Source organism: Cupriavidus sp. 21MJTG02-4, from assembly GCF_057798975.1.
The window spans coordinates 138,766-152,414 of the sequence record NZ_JBYOJP010000010.1 but is presented as its reverse complement, the minus strand read 5'-3'; the positions used below and the strand labels follow the sequence as shown (position 1 = coordinate 152,414).

The following is a 13,649-nucleotide window of genomic DNA, read 5'->3' as shown; positions in this document are numbered from 1 at the left end:
GCGCGGCCTTCGTCCGGACCCTCGCAGCCTCTCCGATACTGCCCCTCCCCTGGAGCCATAACAATGACAGTCAGTCTCAACAAGGCCGTACCCGACTTCAGCGCGCCGGTCACCGGCGATGGCGGCACCTTCCGCTTGTCCGAACATCGCGGCAAGACAGTGGTGCTGTACTTCTACCCGAAGGACAACACCCCCGGCTGCACCACCGAAGCCATGAACTTCCGCGACCAGCACGACGACTTCGTCAAGGCCGGCGTGGCCGTATTCGGCATCTCGCGCGACAGCCTGCGCTCGCACGAGAACTTCAAGGCGAAGCTCGAGCTGCCGTTCGAACTGATTTCGGACCCGGACGAGGCGGTCTGCAATCTTTTCGATGTCATGAAAATGAAAAAGCTTTATGGCAAGGAACACCGCGGCGTCGAGCGCAGTACTTTTATCGTCGACAGCAAGGGCATCCTGCGCCACGAGCTGCGCGGCATCAAGGTGCCCAACCACGTGGACGAGGTGCTGGAGATCGTTCGCGGCCTCTGACACGCCATGCGCATGGCCACCGCCCAACGAGGTGGCGAGACGGGCCCGTTTGGCATCGCCGCGACACCGCACTTTCTCCGCGTGAGTGGCAATTGCCAAACCCAAAACCTTCGGATACATTGGCTCGTAATGAGTTCAGATTCCGGATGCCACGCTGATTCGACTTCCTGGCCCAGGCGGTTCGCGCCGCAGGCCGGTGGCGGATCTGCCGTGTCGCAGGTCCGCATGCAAGCCGCCAAACCTGTATTGCAGGGATGGCGGCTTTTTTGTTTATCCGATGCCCCGGGTGCCTCGCGCGTGCATGCTCCGGTGGCTGCTGGCATTTTCCTTGCGAAATGCCGCACGGATAGTTCCGCCCCCCTCTTGTCCCCCTGAAAGGAAAGCCAAGCATGCCGCTGCCCACCATGCCCGCCAAGCCTGCCCAATTGCTGGATCCGAGCGAGTTCGCTCCGGTCTCCGCGGTGCCCAAGGCCAAAGCCGTCGCACAAGAGAAGAAACCTGTGCCGGCACTCGAGCGCGTGGCATTGCTGGAAACCGGTGAAACCGGCGCGCCTGCCGTCAAGGCGCGCGCTGCCGCCGGTACCCGCGCCCGCTCGACCCCCACGCCAACCTTGCCGGAAACGCCGGTCGCCACGGCCCCGGTCAGCCTGGTCAAACCCGCGGCCGGCCCGACGCGCCGCGCACGCAAGTCGGAAGGCCCGAGCAAGCTGTTCGTGCTCGACACCAACGTGCTGATGCACGACCCGAGTTCCCTGTTCCGCTTCGAAGAGCACGACGTCTATCTGCCCATGATGACGCTCGAGGAACTGGACAACCACAAGAAGGGCATGAGCGAAGTCGCGCGCAACGCGCGCACGGTCAGCCGCACGCTCGATTCGCTGGTCAGCGACACCGGCGGCGTGCTCGACGAGGGCCTGCCGCTGGCCAAGCTCGGCAACCGCGACGCGCAGGGCAAGCTGTTCTTCCAGACCCGGCTCAACGACATCAAGCTGCCCGAAGGCCTGCCGCAGGGCAAGGCCGACAACCAGATCCTGGGCGTGGTCAGCGCGCTGCAGCAGCAGTACCCCGAGCGCCAGGTCGTGCTGGTGTCGAAAGACATCAACATGCGCATCAAGGCGCGTGCGCTGGGCCTGCCTGCCGAGGACTACTACAACGACCAGGTCCTGGAAGACAAGGACCTGCTCTACGCCGGCGTGATGCAACTGCCCAGCGACTTCTGGGCCAAGCACGGCAAGGGCGTCGAGAGCTGGCAGGACCCGAAGACGGGCGCGATGTTCTATCGCCTGACCGGTCCGCTGGTGCCCTCTTTCCTGGTCAACCAGTTCGTCTATCTCGAACCCGTGGATGGCAGCCTGCCGCTCTACGCGCAGGTCAAGGAGATCAACGGCAAGACCGCGCTGCTGCAGACGCTCAAGGACTATACGCACCACAAGAACAACGTGTGGAGCGTGACCGCCCGCAACCGCGAGCAGAACTTTGCGCTCAACCTGCTGATGAACCCGGACATCGACTTCGTCACGCTGCTCGGCCAGGCTGGTACCGGCAAGACGCTGCTGGCGCTGGCGGCGGGCCTGGAGCAGGTGCTGGACCAGAAGCTGTACAACGAGATCATCGTCACCCGCGCGACCGTGCCGGTCGGCGAGGACATCGGCTTCCTGCCCGGTACCGAGGAAGAGAAGATGCAGCCGTGGATGGGCGCGTTCGACGACAACCTCGAAGTCCTGCAGAAGAGCGATGACAGCGCGGGCGAGTGGGGCCGCGCGGCAACGCAGGAGCTGATCCGCTCGCGCATCAAGGTCAAGAGCATGAACTTCATGCGCGGCCGCACCTTCGTCAACAAGTTCGTCATCATCGATGAAGCGCAGAACCTGACGCCGAAGCAGATGAAGACACTGGTCACGCGCGCGGGCCCGGGTACCAAGATCATCTGCCTGGGCAATATCGCGCAGATCGATACGCCGTACCTGACCGAAGGTTCGTCGGGCCTGACCTACGTGGTGGACCGCTTCAAGGGCTGGAGCCACAGCGGCCATATCACCCTGGCGCGCGGCGAGCGCTCGCGCCTGGCCGACCACGCCGGCGACGTACTGTAAGGCGTCCCGCCGGGCTGCCCTCGCGGCGAGGCCGGCGGCCAGAATCCGCGCCCCGGCCCGTGCCGCGGGCGCTTTTTTTGTTCGCGATGAGATCGCTCGACAGGAGGCGTCGATGAGTCATCAGCAATCGCCAGGCCAGCATCGCCCCACCGCGCTATGCACGCGCGCCGTGTGTCCCCGATGGGACCGCAAGCGCATGCTGGCGCTCGTCGCACTGACCGCGGCGGGCATGGCGCTGGCCGCCGCCTGGCGGCCAGCGCACGCGGCCGACCCGATGGTGATCCGCACCATGGGCCCGGTGAGCTATGTCTGCGGCGGCGTTGCCGACGACGAACGCGCGGCGCTGGCCGGCCTCGAAAAGAACTTCAACATGGGTATCCTGTTCACGCAGGGCAGCAACGGGGAGTTCCTCTCGGACGTCGCCGTGCGGCTGTTGCGCGACGAGCAGGAGGTTGCGGCCTTCCGTGCCGCCGGCCCACGCTGCCTCATACGTGCGCCAGAAGGCAGCTACAATATCGAGGCCAGTTACAAGGGCCAGACCAAGACCATCAGGATCGGCACCGGAAGCCGCGACGCTCAGTTGCGCTGGTAGCGAAAAGATCCCGGGGTCGGGGCTGGCGACCGACCCAGACAGGATGCCTTCGCGCCGATCCCTTGCCCTTTGCGCCATCCGGCTGCGCCTGCCCGCGGTTCCCACCGCGGCGCGGCTGCCGCTGGTTTGTGCCGCCGCCCTGCTGCTGGCGGCCTGCGCCGGCACGCCGTCCCGCCATGCCAATCTGCCCCGCGCGCCGGGCAAGCCGATGATCGACCCGAGCGCCGGGCTCGAAGAAATCTCCATCCAGGCCATGTCGCTGGTCGGCACGCCTTACCGCTATGGCGGCAATACGCCGGACAGCGGCTTCGATTGCAGCGGCCTGGTGCGGTATGTGGTCGGACGCGCCGCCAACGTCAACCTGCCGCGCACCACCGAAGCCATGGGTACGCGCGGGTCGGCACTGGACCGCAGCGAGGTCGCATCGGGCGACCTGGTCTTCTTCAATACCACGGGCCGCGCCAACTCCCATGTCGGCATCTACGTCGGCCAGAACCGCTTCGTGCACGCGCCGTCCACCGGCGGCACCGTGCGCCTGGAGGACATGGGCAAGTCTTACTGGGCATCCCGGTACAACGGCGCGCGACGCGTGGTGGCGGCGGTCAACCAGCCCCTGCCGGCCCCGGCAGCGAGCCCGGTACCGGCTCCCATACCGACGCCGGCGACGCCAGCAATGCCGCCTGAATCCGCGCCTCCGGTCGACGACGACCCGATCGCCGCCTTCGCCAACAAATAGGACGCCCTGCATGACAAAGAGCCAGGCACTTGCCTGGCTCTTTGTCATGACCGGAGGAACCGCCGCGTCTTACAGGATATGGCGGCCGATCCACCACGCAATCGCGGACATGAACGCGGAAGCGGGAATCGTCAGCACCCACGCCCAGACGATATTGCCGGCCACGCCCCAGCGCACCGCCGACATCTTCCGCGCGGAGCCCACACCGACGATGGCACCAGTGATGGTGTGCGTGGTCGATACCGGCACGCCCAGGGCCGACGCGATGAACAGCGTAATCGCGCCACCGGTCTCGGCACAGAAGCCGCCGACCGGCTTCAGCTTGGTGATCTTCTGGCCCATGGTGCGCACAATGCGCCAGCCGCCGAACAGCGTACCCATGCCGATGGCCACATAGCAGCTTACGATCACCCAGATCGGAGGCTCGCCGCCAGCGGCGACATGGCCGCTCGCGATCAGCAGCATCCAGATGATGCCGATGGTCTTCTGCGCATCATTACCGCCGTGGCCCAGGCTGTAGAGCGAGGCCGATGCCAGCTGCAGCCGGCGGAACCAGCGGTCCACGCGCGACGGGGGCGTGCGAAAGAACGTCCAGCCCACGATCACCATCATCAGCGAACCCAGGATCAGGCCCAGCAGCGGCGAGATCACGATGAACGCCACCGTTTTCAGCAAGCCGTTGCCCACCAGCGCGCCGGTGCCCGCCTTGGCCACCGCTGCGCCGACCAGGCCGCCGATGAGTGCATGCGAGGACGACGACGGAATGCCGTAGTACCACGTGATCGCATTCCAGGCGATGGCCCCGACCAGCGCACCGAATATCACGTAGTGGTCAACGATATTGACGTCTACGGTGCCGGTACCCACGGTGGCTGCCACCTTCAGGTGGAAGATGAAGATCGCGACGACGTTGCACATCGCTGCCATGGCCACCGCGTGGTGAGGCTTGAGCACGCCCGTGGAGACCACCGTGGCGATCGAGTTCGCCGCGTCGTGGAAGCCGTTCATGAAGTCGAACAGCAGCGCGAGCGCCACCAGCAGGCCGATCACCCACAGGCTCATTTGAATGGTATGCATGCCGATTCCGCTCAGGCGTTTTCCAGGACGATGCCTTCAATGATGTTGGCCACGTCCTCGCACTTGTCGGTAATCGTTTCGAGCTGCTCGTAAATGGCCTTCAGCTTGATCAGGCGCTTGACATCGGTCTCGTCGCGGAACAGCTTGGACATGGCCGAGCGCATCACGCGGTCGGCTTCCGATTCGAGCTGGTCGATCTGCTGGGCCGTCTTCAGGATGGTGCTGGCATTGCCCATGTCCTCGAGCAGGCCGACCGCGATCTTGACCTGGTCGCAGCACTGCACGCAGATGGCCGCCAGGCGCAGCGCCTCGTCGGTCAGGCTGGTCACGTCGTACAGCGAGATGGTCTCGGCCACGTCTTCCATCAGGTCCAGGATGTCGTCCATGGTCGTGATGAGCTTGTGGATCTCGTCGCGGTCCAGCGGCGTGATGAAGGTCTTGTGCAGCAGGTCGATGGTGTCGTGCGTGATCCGGTCGGCCTTCTTTTCGGTCGCCTGGACCCGGCGGGCATGCGCCTCGGCATTGGGCAAGTCATTGACCAGGGTCTGCAGTTCGTGGGCGGCGGTCACCGCGCAGTCGGCATGCTGGTTGAAGTATTCGAAGAACTTGCCCTCTGTGGGCATGAATCGGCCGAACATGGAATGTTCCTTGTCGCAGCGCAGTAACGCCGCTTGGTTTGTTGCTGGAGGTTGCGCAATGCATCGCGCGACAGCGGCATTTCCGGCCACTGTCATCAAAGCGCAATATTTTACAGGGTTGTTGCAGCAATGCCTGCCGATATGTCGCAAACGAGACGCTCGATTGCTGGTAGGCTTGACTTCAGTTGTCGTTGTCGAAGAAGGCCGGGCCGCCGCTGAAGTTGTCGAACTTCGTGAACTGCCCCAGGAAGGTCAGGCGCACCGTGCCGATCGGGCCGTTACGCTGCTTGCCGATAATGATCTCGGCCGTACCCTTGTCCTGGGAGTCCTGGTTGTAGACTTCATCGCGGTAGATGAACAGGATCACGTCGGCATCCTGTTCGATAGCGCCCGATTCACGCAGGTCGGACATCACCGGGCGCTTGTTCGGACGCTGTTCCAGGCTTCGGTTCAGCTGCGACAACGCGATCACCGGGCAGTTCAGCTCCTTGGCCAGGCCCTTGAGCGAACGCGAGATTTCAGAGATCTCGGTAGCCCGGTTCTCGCCGCCGCCGGAGCCGGACATCAGCTGCAGGTAGTCGATGATGATCAGGCCGAGCTGCCCGCACTGGCGCGCCAGACGGCGCGAGCGAGCACGCAGCTCCATCGGATTCAGCGCCGGCGTCTCGTCGATGAAGAGCTGCGCGTCGTTCATGCGCTGGATGGCATGGGTCAGGCGCGGCCAGTCTTCATCGAGCAGCCGGCCGGTACGCAGCCGGTGCTGGTCCAGGCGGCCCACCGAACCCAGCATACGCATGGCCAGCTGGGTGCCCGCCATTTCCATCGAGAACACCGCGACCGGCAGCCCCTGCTCCACGGCCACGTGTTCGCCGATGTTCAGCGAGAATGCCGTCTTACCCATCGACGGTCGACCCGCCACGATGATCAGGTCACCGGCCTGCATGCCGCTGGTCATCTTGTCGAGATCGATGAAACCGGTCGGCACGCCGGTCACGTCGGTGGTCGAATCGCGGTGGTACAGCTCGTCGATACGTTCCACCACCTGCGTCAGCAGCGGCTGGATTTCCTGGAAGCCCTTCTGCCCGCGCGAACCTTCTTCGGCAATGGCGAAGACCTTGGATTCGGCCGCATCCAGCAGCTCGCGGACTTCACGCCCCTGCGGCGCGAACGCCGACGACGCGATATCGTCCGCCACGGTCACCAGCTTGCGCAGCACCGAGCGCTCGCGCACGATCTCCGCGTAGCGGCGGATATTGGCAGCGCTGGGTGTGTTCTGCGCGAGCGAGTTCAGGTAGGCCAGTCCGCCTACCTCCTCGGCCTTGCCAGCCACCTGCAGCATTTCGAAGACGGTGATGACGTCGGCGGGCTTGGTGGCCGAGATCAGCTTCGCGATGTTCTGGAAGATCAGCCGGTGATCAAAGCGGTAGAAGTCCGCTTCGGAGATGAAATCGGCAATGCGGTCCCAGGCGGAATTGTCCAGCAACAAGCCACCAAGCACCGATTGCTCGGCCTCGATCGAATGCGGCGGTACCTTGAGACTTTCAAGTTGGGGGTCGGCGACGGGCGCGTTCATGGGGTGGGATTATACCGGCGGTCGGACGCTGCCCGGCGGGCATTTGAGCGGCAACAATTTAACATCGGGCCTTGACAGCAGTGGGTGTGCAGCGAGATGGGCCGCCATGCAACGGATGCCGCGGACAAAGAAAAAGGCAGGAGCGTGGCTCCTGCCTTTTCGCTTGCATTGCGCCGGACGGACCGGCACGCAAGGTCTTGCTTAGACTTGCTCGCCAACCACAGCGACGGTCACGTCGACCACCACGTCGGTGTGCAGGGCAACGCTGACCGGGTGGTCGCCCACCGTCTTCAGCGGGCCGTTCGGCAGACGAACCTGAGCCTTCTCCAGCTTGAAGCCTTGGTTGCCCAGGGCCACAGCGATGTCGGCGTTGGTCACGGAACCAAACAGACGGCCATCCACACCCGACTTCTGCGAGATCTGGACGGTCTGGCCGTTCAGCTTTTCACCTTCGGCTTGCGCGGCGGCCAGCTTCTCGGCGGCGGCCTTTTCCAGCTCGGCGCGCTTCACTTCGAATTCCTGGATCGCGGTTTGCGTGGCGCGACGGGCCTTCTTGCTCGGGATCAGGAAGTTACGGGCGTAACCATCCTTCACCTTGACGATGTCACCCAGGTTGCCCAGGTTGATCACTTTTTCCAGCAGAATAATTTGCATCGTGTTCTCTCCTTTACGGACCTATGGCCTGGACTATCAGTTCTTGTGCAGGTCGGTGTACGGCATCAGCGCCAGGAAACGCGCGCGCTTGATGGCCGTATCCAGCTGACGCTGATAGTGAGCCTTGGTGCCGGTCAGGCGAGCCGGCGTGATCTTGCCGTTGTCGCCGATGAAGTCCTTCAGGGTGTCCAGATCCTTGTAGTCGATCTGTTCCACGCCAGCCACGGTGAAGCGGCAGAAGCGCTTGCGCTTGAACAGCGGGTTCTGTTGCTGGAAGCGCTTCTTGTTCTTGTCGTTACGTTTGATGAATGCCACGATTCAATCCTTTACGAATGCTTTACATCCAGTGATGTGAAAGACGAGGGCCTTGCTGTTGCGGTGCTTGCGGGTCAGGAATCCTTCGCAATCGAGCAGCGTGCCGAGCGGCAACCGCTCCAGACGCTGGCCAACTGGCCCGATCCCCATCGCTGCAATGGCAAACTCGACCTGCCTCGGCGTTTCCGCCTCGATTGCCGCGCCGCTGTACTGCAAGATGCAGTTCACGACGGGCACGCCAGCCGGGGTGTACCTGAGGGCATCGCGTTCCGCCAGGGTGGCGGCTAGCCGAAGCTGGTTCAACGCGTCGCCCCTTGCAGTGTTCCCATGCTGTCGTGATCAGGCTTGCCAGCCACGACAGGCACCGCAGTCCGCATTCAGGCAGCCTGGCCTTCGGTGGTCGTTTGCGCGGCCTTGCGGGCTTCTTCGCGCTGCACTTCCTTCATCATCGGCGAAGGAGCGGTTTCGGCCTTCTTGGTCTGCACGATCAGATGGCGCAGCACGGCGTCATTGAACTTGAAGGCGTGCTCCAGCTCGACCAGGGTGTCCTTGCCGCACTCGATGTTGACGCAAACGTAGTGAGCCTTTGCCAGCTTCTGGATCATGTAAGCCATCTGGCGACGGCCCCAGTCTTCCACGCGGTGAATCTGGCCGCCTTGCGACGTCACGAGCGACTTGTAACGCTCGATCATGGCCGGCACTTGCTCGCTCTGGTCCGGGTGGACGATGAATACGATTTCGTAATGACGCATTGACGCTCCTTTTGGATAAGCCACCCGGGCGTCACGTCCGGTGCGGCAAGGTTGAATAGCCTTAAAGTATAGCTCGGCTATTGACAATCACGCAACCGCTATCACACCGAGGCGAACAGCGCCTGAAGCCGGTCCGGCGCCGCCGCCAGCCCCGGTTCCTGTGCAAGCGCCACCAGCAACAGCACCCTTGCCTTATAGGGGTTCAGGTCCGCGGCGGAGACAAACAGGCCGGCATCGGGGTCCGTAACTGGCGGAATCGACACATGACCGGCCCCGGTCCGCGAACTCCGCACCACGGCAACACCGGCCGCGGCGGCATCCCTGAGCGCCGCGATCAGCGTCTCATGCACCGAACCGTTGCCCGCCGCCGCCACGACCAGGCCGCGTACGCCGGCAGCCACCATTGCGTCCACCGCGATGCGCCCCGGCTGCGTATAGCTTGCGACGATCTCGACCTCGGGCCACCGGGCCGGCACGGGAAAGACCGCCGCAACGGACTGCGTGGGCGTGCGCGGCAGCCGCACCGACTCGTCCTGCACGAAACCCAGCGGACCGCCCTGCGGCGACGCAAAGGCATCCACCGCCGAGGTATGTGCCTTGGTCACGTCGCGCGCCGCATGGATCTGCTGGTTCAGCACCACCAGCACCCCCTTGCCGCGCGCAGCCGGATGGCCGGCGACGCGCACCGCATCGAGCAGATTGAGCGGACCGTCCGCCGACAACGACGTCGACGGCCGCATTGCGGCGGTCAGTACCACGGGCACCGGACAGGCTTGCGTCAGGTGCAGGAACATCGCCGTCTCTTCAAGCGTGTCCGTGCCATGCGTAATGACGATGCCGGCCACGTCCGGCTCGGCCGACCAATGCTGAACGCGCGCGGCCAGCGTTGGCCAAAGCGAAAACACCATGTCCTTGCTATCGATCTGCGCCACCTGCTCGGCTTCAATCCGGGCCACCGACTGCAACGCCGGCACGGCCGCCAGCAACGTCGACACGGGCACCGTCGCGGCCTGGTAGCGCGCGCTGCTGGCCGGATTGGTCGAGGCGCCGGCAATGGTGCCGCCAGTGGCCAGGACCACGATGCGGGGAAGCTGGGACATGGTGGGGAATGCAGGGAGCTGAAGTCCGGCGATTGTACCTGCGGCATGCGGGCAAACCTGATGTCGAGCGGACGCTTCTGAAATTCTGCTTGCGCTTGCGCCGATACTGTATAAAATCACAGCATACTGTTTAAACATACAGTGCTCACCCGGCTGGCAGACAAACAGCACCAGGGCACTTATCGGAACGCTTCCATGGCGACCCTGACACCCCGGCAGCAGCAAATTTTCGACCTGATCCGCAATACGATCCGCGGCACGGGTTTCCCGCCCACGCGCGCCGAGATCGCCGCGGAGTTTGGCTTCTCATCGCCCAATGCCGCGGAAGAACATCTGCGAGCGCTGGCGCGCAAGGGCGTGATCGAACTGACGCCGGGCGCGTCGCGCGGCATCCGCCTGAAGGTGGCGCGCAGCGATTCGGAAACCCCCGACCAGTTTTCCCTGCCGATGTCCGGGGTCATGCAGCTGACGCTGCCGCTGGTGGGCCGCGTGGCCGCCGGCAGCCCGATCCTGGCCGCCGAGCATATCGACCGGCAATACCAGGTCGATGCCTCGGTCTTCGACGAACGCCCCGACTACCTGCTGCGCGTGCGCGGCCTGAGCATGCGCGACGCCGGCATCCTCGACGGCGACCTGCTGGCCGTGCGCAAGGCCAGCGAAGCACCCAACGGCAAGATCGTCGTGGCCCGCCTGGGCGACGACGTCACCGTCAAGCGCCTGCAGCGCCGTGACGGCACCATCGAGCTGATCGCGGAAAACCCGGACTTCCCGAACATCATGGTCGGGCCCGGACGCGAAGAGTTCTCGCTCGAAGGCATTGCCGTCGGGCTGATCCGCTCCTCGGGCTTCTGACCAGCGCGGCCAGCCGCGCGCTGGCCGCCGCCCTCCTCCTTGCAGTGCCGACGCCGCCCGCCTGACGGGTGTTGACCCCGCTTTTGCCAATCGAGAGGTGTAGCCATGCCGCAAACCAACCACATCGCCGCCCGCCAGCCGGTCAAGCCCGTGCCGTTCCGGCAATCGAAGGGGGTTCGCATCTATCAGGGCGCGCAGCGCCGTACCATGGTTGGCAGCATGGCGGCGATCTGCCGGATGCTGGAACTGGCCGAGCCGACCAAGCTCCTGGCCTGAGGCTTGCCGCTGGCCGGAGCCGGCCTGAGTAAATGCAGCGGTAATGCCGCGCTGACGGCGGCTAGTCGTTGGCGTCGCCGGAGATATGGTCGATCTCGTGCTTCGCAGCCGCGTAGGCCGCCTCGATGGCACTGTCTTCCGTTGCCGCGAGCGCGCCGGCGTTATGTCGATGTCCGTGTCCACGGATGACAAACGACCAGTCCCATTGCCCGTCGGGCGCCTTGATTGGCTGAATCGAGATTTCCCGGCTCTTGTATCGATATTCCATGGCAGCCTCCCGGTGTCCGGGGCATCGTAGCATGAAGGTCTTGACCATCCGAAGCCTGTTGCTTCCCGCTCGCCGCGGGCGGAACAGGGTCGCGCCGAGCCGGCAGCCGCGCTCTTCAGGCCGGCAGCTGCTGTGTCGTTGCCTTCTTGCCCAGGATAGCCATCGCGATCAGCCCGAGGGATGGCGTGAAGATCATCGAGAAGGTCAGCCAGACCGCAACGGAGCGACCCAGAATGTGGGCCAGCAGACCAATCCCGAAAGAGCAAAGCAGCCAGATAGCCACGGCAAGCATGATGGTGTGGAGAGCGAGTTCGTTACCACGCCAGTATGGAAAACCGGAGCAAATCCATTTGACTCCAGGTGACATCCGCTTGGCGAATCGGGACAGTCGGGATAAACCCCATCCGCCTCCGCTCGCCTTGTCGGACAGCGACTGATACCGGCGCGGTGTTCGCAGGCCGACACTATCTCCACAGACTCCAGGAGACAGCCATGGCCAACAAGAATATCCACGTCGTGCCTACCTACAATGGCTGGGCCGTTCAGCTCGAAGGCGGGTCCGGAAACGAGCAGCGTTTCACCTGCCAGCAACACGCCATCGCCACCGGCACGGAGAAGGCGAGACGGACGAAGGTCGAGCTGCTGATTCACGGCCGGGATGGACAGATCCATGAAAGGAATTCGTTTGGCCAGGAGGCGCCCGACATCAAAGGGTGATGGCTGGGCCGGTTCGCGAAGCCGGACGCCCAGGACCACGCCCGCTATGGCGGCTGGCGAACATAACCCGGCGCGTGTCGCCGGGTTTTTCGCTGCAAGGCGACGTACAATTTTTGCCAGATAGCTCTCTGGCTTGGCGCGGGCTCGCAAACCCGCCTTCGTCAGTCCTTGGTGATCGCCATGAAGATGCTGGTATGGATGATCGCGGCACTGGCCGCCGCCACAGCCACAGCCGCGCGCGCCGAAGACGCCTATGTCTATCCGTTTGACGACATGCGGGTCGGGGAAACGGTTCGAACGCCGTTCCCCACGGTGCTGTACCTGCACAAGAAGTGCGACCTGCCCTTGGCCGGCGCCAATCAAATGCGCTTTTATGCGGCCTACCACGGCGCATGGGACACCGGTTGCTGGGTGAAAAATCTCCGCGGGGATGCGGTGATCGTCGTGCCCAGAAAGCCGACCAAGACGATTTCGCTCGATGCACTTGCCCGTGCGGATGTCCAGAAAGACGGCACGATGACCATCAAGGCGCTGCCCGCCCGCGGTCGCTAGGCCGTCCGATTGTTAATCGCCACGCTGCAGCGTCAGTACCTCGGCCCGTTCTGCCACCGATCCCTGTCCCCGTAGTCCCGATGGTCATCCCGGTCGCCGCGATCGCGATCATGATTGTGGTATCGACCATCGCTGTAGTAGCCACCGTCCCGGTGCTCATCGCGATCGGGGGCCACGACGCAACCGCTGAGCAACGCCGTGAAAGCGGTAAGCAGCACAAGAGTGATTTTCATAAGACTCTCCTGTCCTATCCTCGTCCTTTCCAGCATATGCGGCGGACCTTCGGGAGGATGTAGGACAGGGGTTCTGCGGCGGCCGGGTGCTTTCCTACAACGGCGCAACCGCGATCCCCCCAAATGGGAGTGTCAGCATGCGCTCGGTCGCTACCGGGGCCCTCTGCGACGCTGCATGCACACCACGGTCACCGCGGCACAGCACACCAGGTTGAGCAACGCGATCAGCGTGAAAAACAGGTCGTGGATGACGATGACACCGTAGGCCACAGCGGTGGCGTTGGCCACGACCCAGGATCCCCACGTCAACAGCGAAATGTCGCGCGCGCCGTCGGTACTACGCCACACCGCCATCAATTGCGGCACATAGGTGAAGATGCGCGCCGCGTTTGTCATGAAGTAGAGCCAGGCGATCGTTGACTCGGTCCCCCAGGGAGACATGGTCGTCCCGACATGCCCCACCGGCGCACTCCAGATCAACGCTGCAAGGACGCAGTAGATCAGCGCGATCACATAGCCGGCGGATGTTCGCCGGGCGGGCGTGGCTAGCAATCGATTGACACGGTGGAGCATCTTGGCAACCTTCTCGTTACAGGGATTCGTGCTGCTCGTAAGCGTATAAACTCCTTCGCAGTGCCGCGTCATCGGAAGCGATGACGGACAAGACCCATAACAAAAAATGGGAGTTCG

Annotated in this window: 20 protein-coding genes; 8 read left to right on the top strand and 12 right to left on the bottom strand. The window is 63.9% G+C overall.

Features of this window, described 5'->3' with window-relative positions:
* Positions 1-63: 63 nt before the first annotated feature.
* The 4 genes from AC3FKH_RS20535 (at position 64) to AC3FKH_RS20520 (ending at position 3,952) form a co-directional block, all read left to right on the top strand.
* Positions 64-531: a peroxiredoxin gene (locus AC3FKH_RS20535; protein ID WP_483729652.1), complete on the top strand. Its 468-nt coding sequence runs from the start codon at positions 64-66 to the stop codon at positions 529-531.
* Between the two features lie 389 nt (positions 532-920).
* Positions 921-2,624 (top strand): PhoH family protein, encoded by a 1,704-nt coding sequence (locus AC3FKH_RS20530; protein WP_488677637.1) that lies wholly within the window; start codon positions 921-923, stop codon positions 2,622-2,624.
* A 112-nt stretch (positions 2,625-2,736) separates the two neighbouring features.
* Complete coding sequence (locus AC3FKH_RS20525; RefSeq protein WP_488677636.1) at positions 2,737-3,216, top strand: hypothetical protein; 480 nt, start codon at positions 2,737-2,739, stop codon at positions 3,214-3,216.
* A gap of 43 nt (positions 3,217-3,259) precedes the next feature.
* Entirely contained in the window at positions 3,260-3,952 is a 693-nt protein-coding gene (locus tag AC3FKH_RS20520; protein ID WP_488677635.1) for a C40 family peptidase, read from the top strand.
* A 69-nt stretch (positions 3,953-4,021) separates the two neighbouring features.
* On the opposite strand, the gene AC3FKH_RS20515 is transcribed toward AC3FKH_RS20520, so the two are convergent.
* The 8 genes from AC3FKH_RS20515 to AC3FKH_RS20480 form a co-directional block, all read right to left on the bottom strand.
* A complete protein-coding gene (locus tag AC3FKH_RS20515) occupies positions 4,022-5,029 on the bottom strand; it encodes an inorganic phosphate transporter (protein WP_488677634.1) in 1,008 nt (335 codons plus the stop codon).
* Between the two features lie 11 nt (positions 5,030-5,040).
* Complete coding sequence (locus AC3FKH_RS20510) at positions 5,041-5,667, bottom strand: DUF47 domain-containing protein (RefSeq protein ID WP_011298163.1); 627 nt, start codon at positions 5,665-5,667, stop codon at positions 5,041-5,043.
* Positions 5,668-5,848: 181 nt separating this feature from the next.
* Positions 5,849-7,240: a replicative DNA helicase gene (locus tag AC3FKH_RS20505; RefSeq protein WP_483708369.1), complete on the bottom strand. Its 1,392-nt coding sequence runs from the start codon at positions 7,238-7,240 to the stop codon at positions 5,849-5,851.
* A gap of 201 nt (positions 7,241-7,441) precedes the next feature.
* Complete coding sequence (gene rplI, locus AC3FKH_RS20500) at positions 7,442-7,894, bottom strand: 50S ribosomal protein L9 (protein WP_483708370.1); 453 nt, start codon at positions 7,892-7,894, stop codon at positions 7,442-7,444.
* A gap of 36 nt (positions 7,895-7,930) precedes the next feature.
* Positions 7,931-8,209, bottom strand: a complete 279-nt coding sequence (gene rpsR, locus AC3FKH_RS20495) for a 30S ribosomal protein S18 (protein ID WP_483708371.1) — start codon at positions 8,207-8,209, stop codon at positions 7,931-7,933.
* 3 nt (positions 8,210-8,212) lie between these two features.
* Positions 8,213-8,512 carry a primosomal replication protein N gene (gene priB / locus AC3FKH_RS20490; RefSeq protein ID WP_483708372.1) on the bottom strand — a complete coding sequence of 100 codons (300 nt, stop codon included), beginning with the start codon at positions 8,510-8,512 and terminating at the stop codon, positions 8,213-8,215.
* 74 nt (positions 8,513-8,586) lie between these two features.
* On the bottom strand, positions 8,587-8,961 hold the full coding sequence (rpsF, locus tag AC3FKH_RS20485) for a 30S ribosomal protein S6 (protein ID WP_483708373.1): 375 nt from the start codon (positions 8,959-8,961) through the stop codon (positions 8,587-8,589).
* Between the two features lie 101 nt (positions 8,962-9,062).
* Positions 9,063-10,061, bottom strand: a complete 999-nt coding sequence (locus AC3FKH_RS20480; RefSeq protein ID WP_488677633.1) for an asparaginase — start codon at positions 10,059-10,061, stop codon at positions 9,063-9,065.
* Between the two features lie 195 nt (positions 10,062-10,256).
* Between AC3FKH_RS20480 and lexA the strand changes: the two genes are divergently transcribed.
* Positions 10,257-10,913 (top strand): transcriptional repressor LexA, encoded by a 657-nt coding sequence (gene lexA, locus AC3FKH_RS20475; RefSeq protein WP_488677632.1) that lies wholly within the window; start codon positions 10,257-10,259, stop codon positions 10,911-10,913.
* 105 nt (positions 10,914-11,018) lie between these two features.
* On the top strand, positions 11,019-11,189 hold the full coding sequence (locus AC3FKH_RS20470) for a hypothetical protein (protein WP_483708376.1): 171 nt from the start codon (positions 11,019-11,021) through the stop codon (positions 11,187-11,189).
* A 61-nt stretch (positions 11,190-11,250) separates the two neighbouring features.
* On the opposite strand, the gene AC3FKH_RS20465 is transcribed toward AC3FKH_RS20470, so the two are convergent.
* The gene (locus tag AC3FKH_RS20465) at positions 11,251-11,457 is read right to left on the bottom strand and encodes a hypothetical protein (protein WP_483729662.1); all 207 of its coding nucleotides are present in this window, start codon (positions 11,455-11,457) and stop codon (positions 11,251-11,253) included.
* 115 nt (positions 11,458-11,572) lie between these two features.
* Positions 11,573-11,749, bottom strand: coding sequence for a hypothetical protein (locus tag AC3FKH_RS20460; RefSeq protein WP_488677631.1), 177 nt, complete (start codon positions 11,747-11,749; stop codon positions 11,573-11,575).
* Between the two features lie 200 nt (positions 11,750-11,949).
* Here AC3FKH_RS20460 and AC3FKH_RS20455 point away from each other — a divergent pair, with 200 nt between their 5' ends.
* Together AC3FKH_RS20455 and AC3FKH_RS20450 are read left to right on the top strand one after the other, a co-directional pair.
* Entirely contained in the window at positions 11,950-12,174 is a 225-nt protein-coding gene (locus AC3FKH_RS20455; protein WP_488677629.1) for a DUF2188 domain-containing protein, read from the top strand.
* Positions 12,175-12,354: 180 nt separating this feature from the next.
* Positions 12,355-12,726: a hypothetical protein gene (locus tag AC3FKH_RS20450; protein WP_488677627.1), complete on the top strand. Its 372-nt coding sequence runs from the start codon at positions 12,355-12,357 to the stop codon at positions 12,724-12,726.
* 32 nt (positions 12,727-12,758) lie between these two features.
* Here AC3FKH_RS20450 and AC3FKH_RS20445 read toward each other — a convergent pair whose 3' ends face one another.
* Both AC3FKH_RS20445 and AC3FKH_RS20440 read right to left on the bottom strand, forming a co-directional pair.
* On the bottom strand, positions 12,759-12,959 hold the full coding sequence (locus tag AC3FKH_RS20445) for a hypothetical protein (RefSeq protein ID WP_488677626.1): 201 nt from the start codon (positions 12,957-12,959) through the stop codon (positions 12,759-12,761).
* A 150-nt stretch (positions 12,960-13,109) separates the two neighbouring features.
* Positions 13,110-13,532, bottom strand: a complete 423-nt coding sequence (locus AC3FKH_RS20440; RefSeq protein ID WP_488677625.1) for a hypothetical protein — start codon at positions 13,530-13,532, stop codon at positions 13,110-13,112.
* Positions 13,533-13,649 lie beyond the last annotated feature (117 nt).

Coding starts and splice junctions, on each gene's coding strand:
- rpsF (WP_483708373.1), bottom strand. CDS start 8,961: ATGCGTCATTACGAAATCGTATTCATCGTCCACCCGGACCAGAGCGAG.
- rplI (WP_483708370.1), bottom strand. CDS start 7,894: ATGCAAATTATTCTGCTGGAAAAAGTGATCAACCTGGGCAACCTGGGT.
- lexA (WP_488677632.1), top strand. CDS start 10,257: ATGGCGACCCTGACACCCCGGCAGCAGCAAATTTTCGACCTGATCCGC.
- AC3FKH_RS20520 (WP_488677635.1), top strand. CDS start 3,260: ATGCCTTCGCGCCGATCCCTTGCCCTTTGCGCCATCCGGCTGCGCCTG.
- AC3FKH_RS20525 (WP_488677636.1), top strand. CDS start 2,737: ATGAGTCATCAGCAATCGCCAGGCCAGCATCGCCCCACCGCGCTATGC.
- AC3FKH_RS20440 (WP_488677625.1), bottom strand. CDS start 13,532: ATGCTCCACCGTGTCAATCGATTGCTAGCCACGCCCGCCCGGCGAACA.
- AC3FKH_RS20450 (WP_488677627.1), top strand. CDS start 12,355: ATGAAGATGCTGGTATGGATGATCGCGGCACTGGCCGCCGCCACAGCC.
- AC3FKH_RS20445 (WP_488677626.1), bottom strand. CDS start 12,959: ATGAAAATCACTCTTGTGCTGCTTACCGCTTTCACGGCGTTGCTCAGC.
- AC3FKH_RS20470 (WP_483708376.1), top strand. CDS start 11,019: ATGCCGCAAACCAACCACATCGCCGCCCGCCAGCCGGTCAAGCCCGTG.
- AC3FKH_RS20535 (WP_483729652.1), top strand. CDS start 64: ATGACAGTCAGTCTCAACAAGGCCGTACCCGACTTCAGCGCGCCGGTC.
- AC3FKH_RS20515 (WP_488677634.1), bottom strand. CDS start 5,029: ATGCATACCATTCAAATGAGCCTGTGGGTGATCGGCCTGCTGGTGGCG.
- AC3FKH_RS20455 (WP_488677629.1), top strand. CDS start 11,950: ATGGCCAACAAGAATATCCACGTCGTGCCTACCTACAATGGCTGGGCC.
- AC3FKH_RS20465 (WP_483729662.1), bottom strand. CDS start 11,457: ATGGAATATCGATACAAGAGCCGGGAAATCTCGATTCAGCCAATCAAG.
- AC3FKH_RS20505 (WP_483708369.1), bottom strand. CDS start 7,240: ATGAACGCGCCCGTCGCCGACCCCCAACTTGAAAGTCTCAAGGTACCG.
- AC3FKH_RS20530 (WP_488677637.1), top strand. CDS start 921: ATGCCGCTGCCCACCATGCCCGCCAAGCCTGCCCAATTGCTGGATCCG.
- AC3FKH_RS20480 (WP_488677633.1), bottom strand. CDS start 10,061: ATGTCCCAGCTTCCCCGCATCGTGGTCCTGGCCACTGGCGGCACCATT.
- AC3FKH_RS20460 (WP_488677631.1), bottom strand. CDS start 11,749: ATGCTTGCCGTGGCTATCTGGCTGCTTTGCTCTTTCGGGATTGGTCTG.
- AC3FKH_RS20510 (WP_011298163.1), bottom strand. CDS start 5,667: ATGTTCGGCCGATTCATGCCCACAGAGGGCAAGTTCTTCGAATACTTC.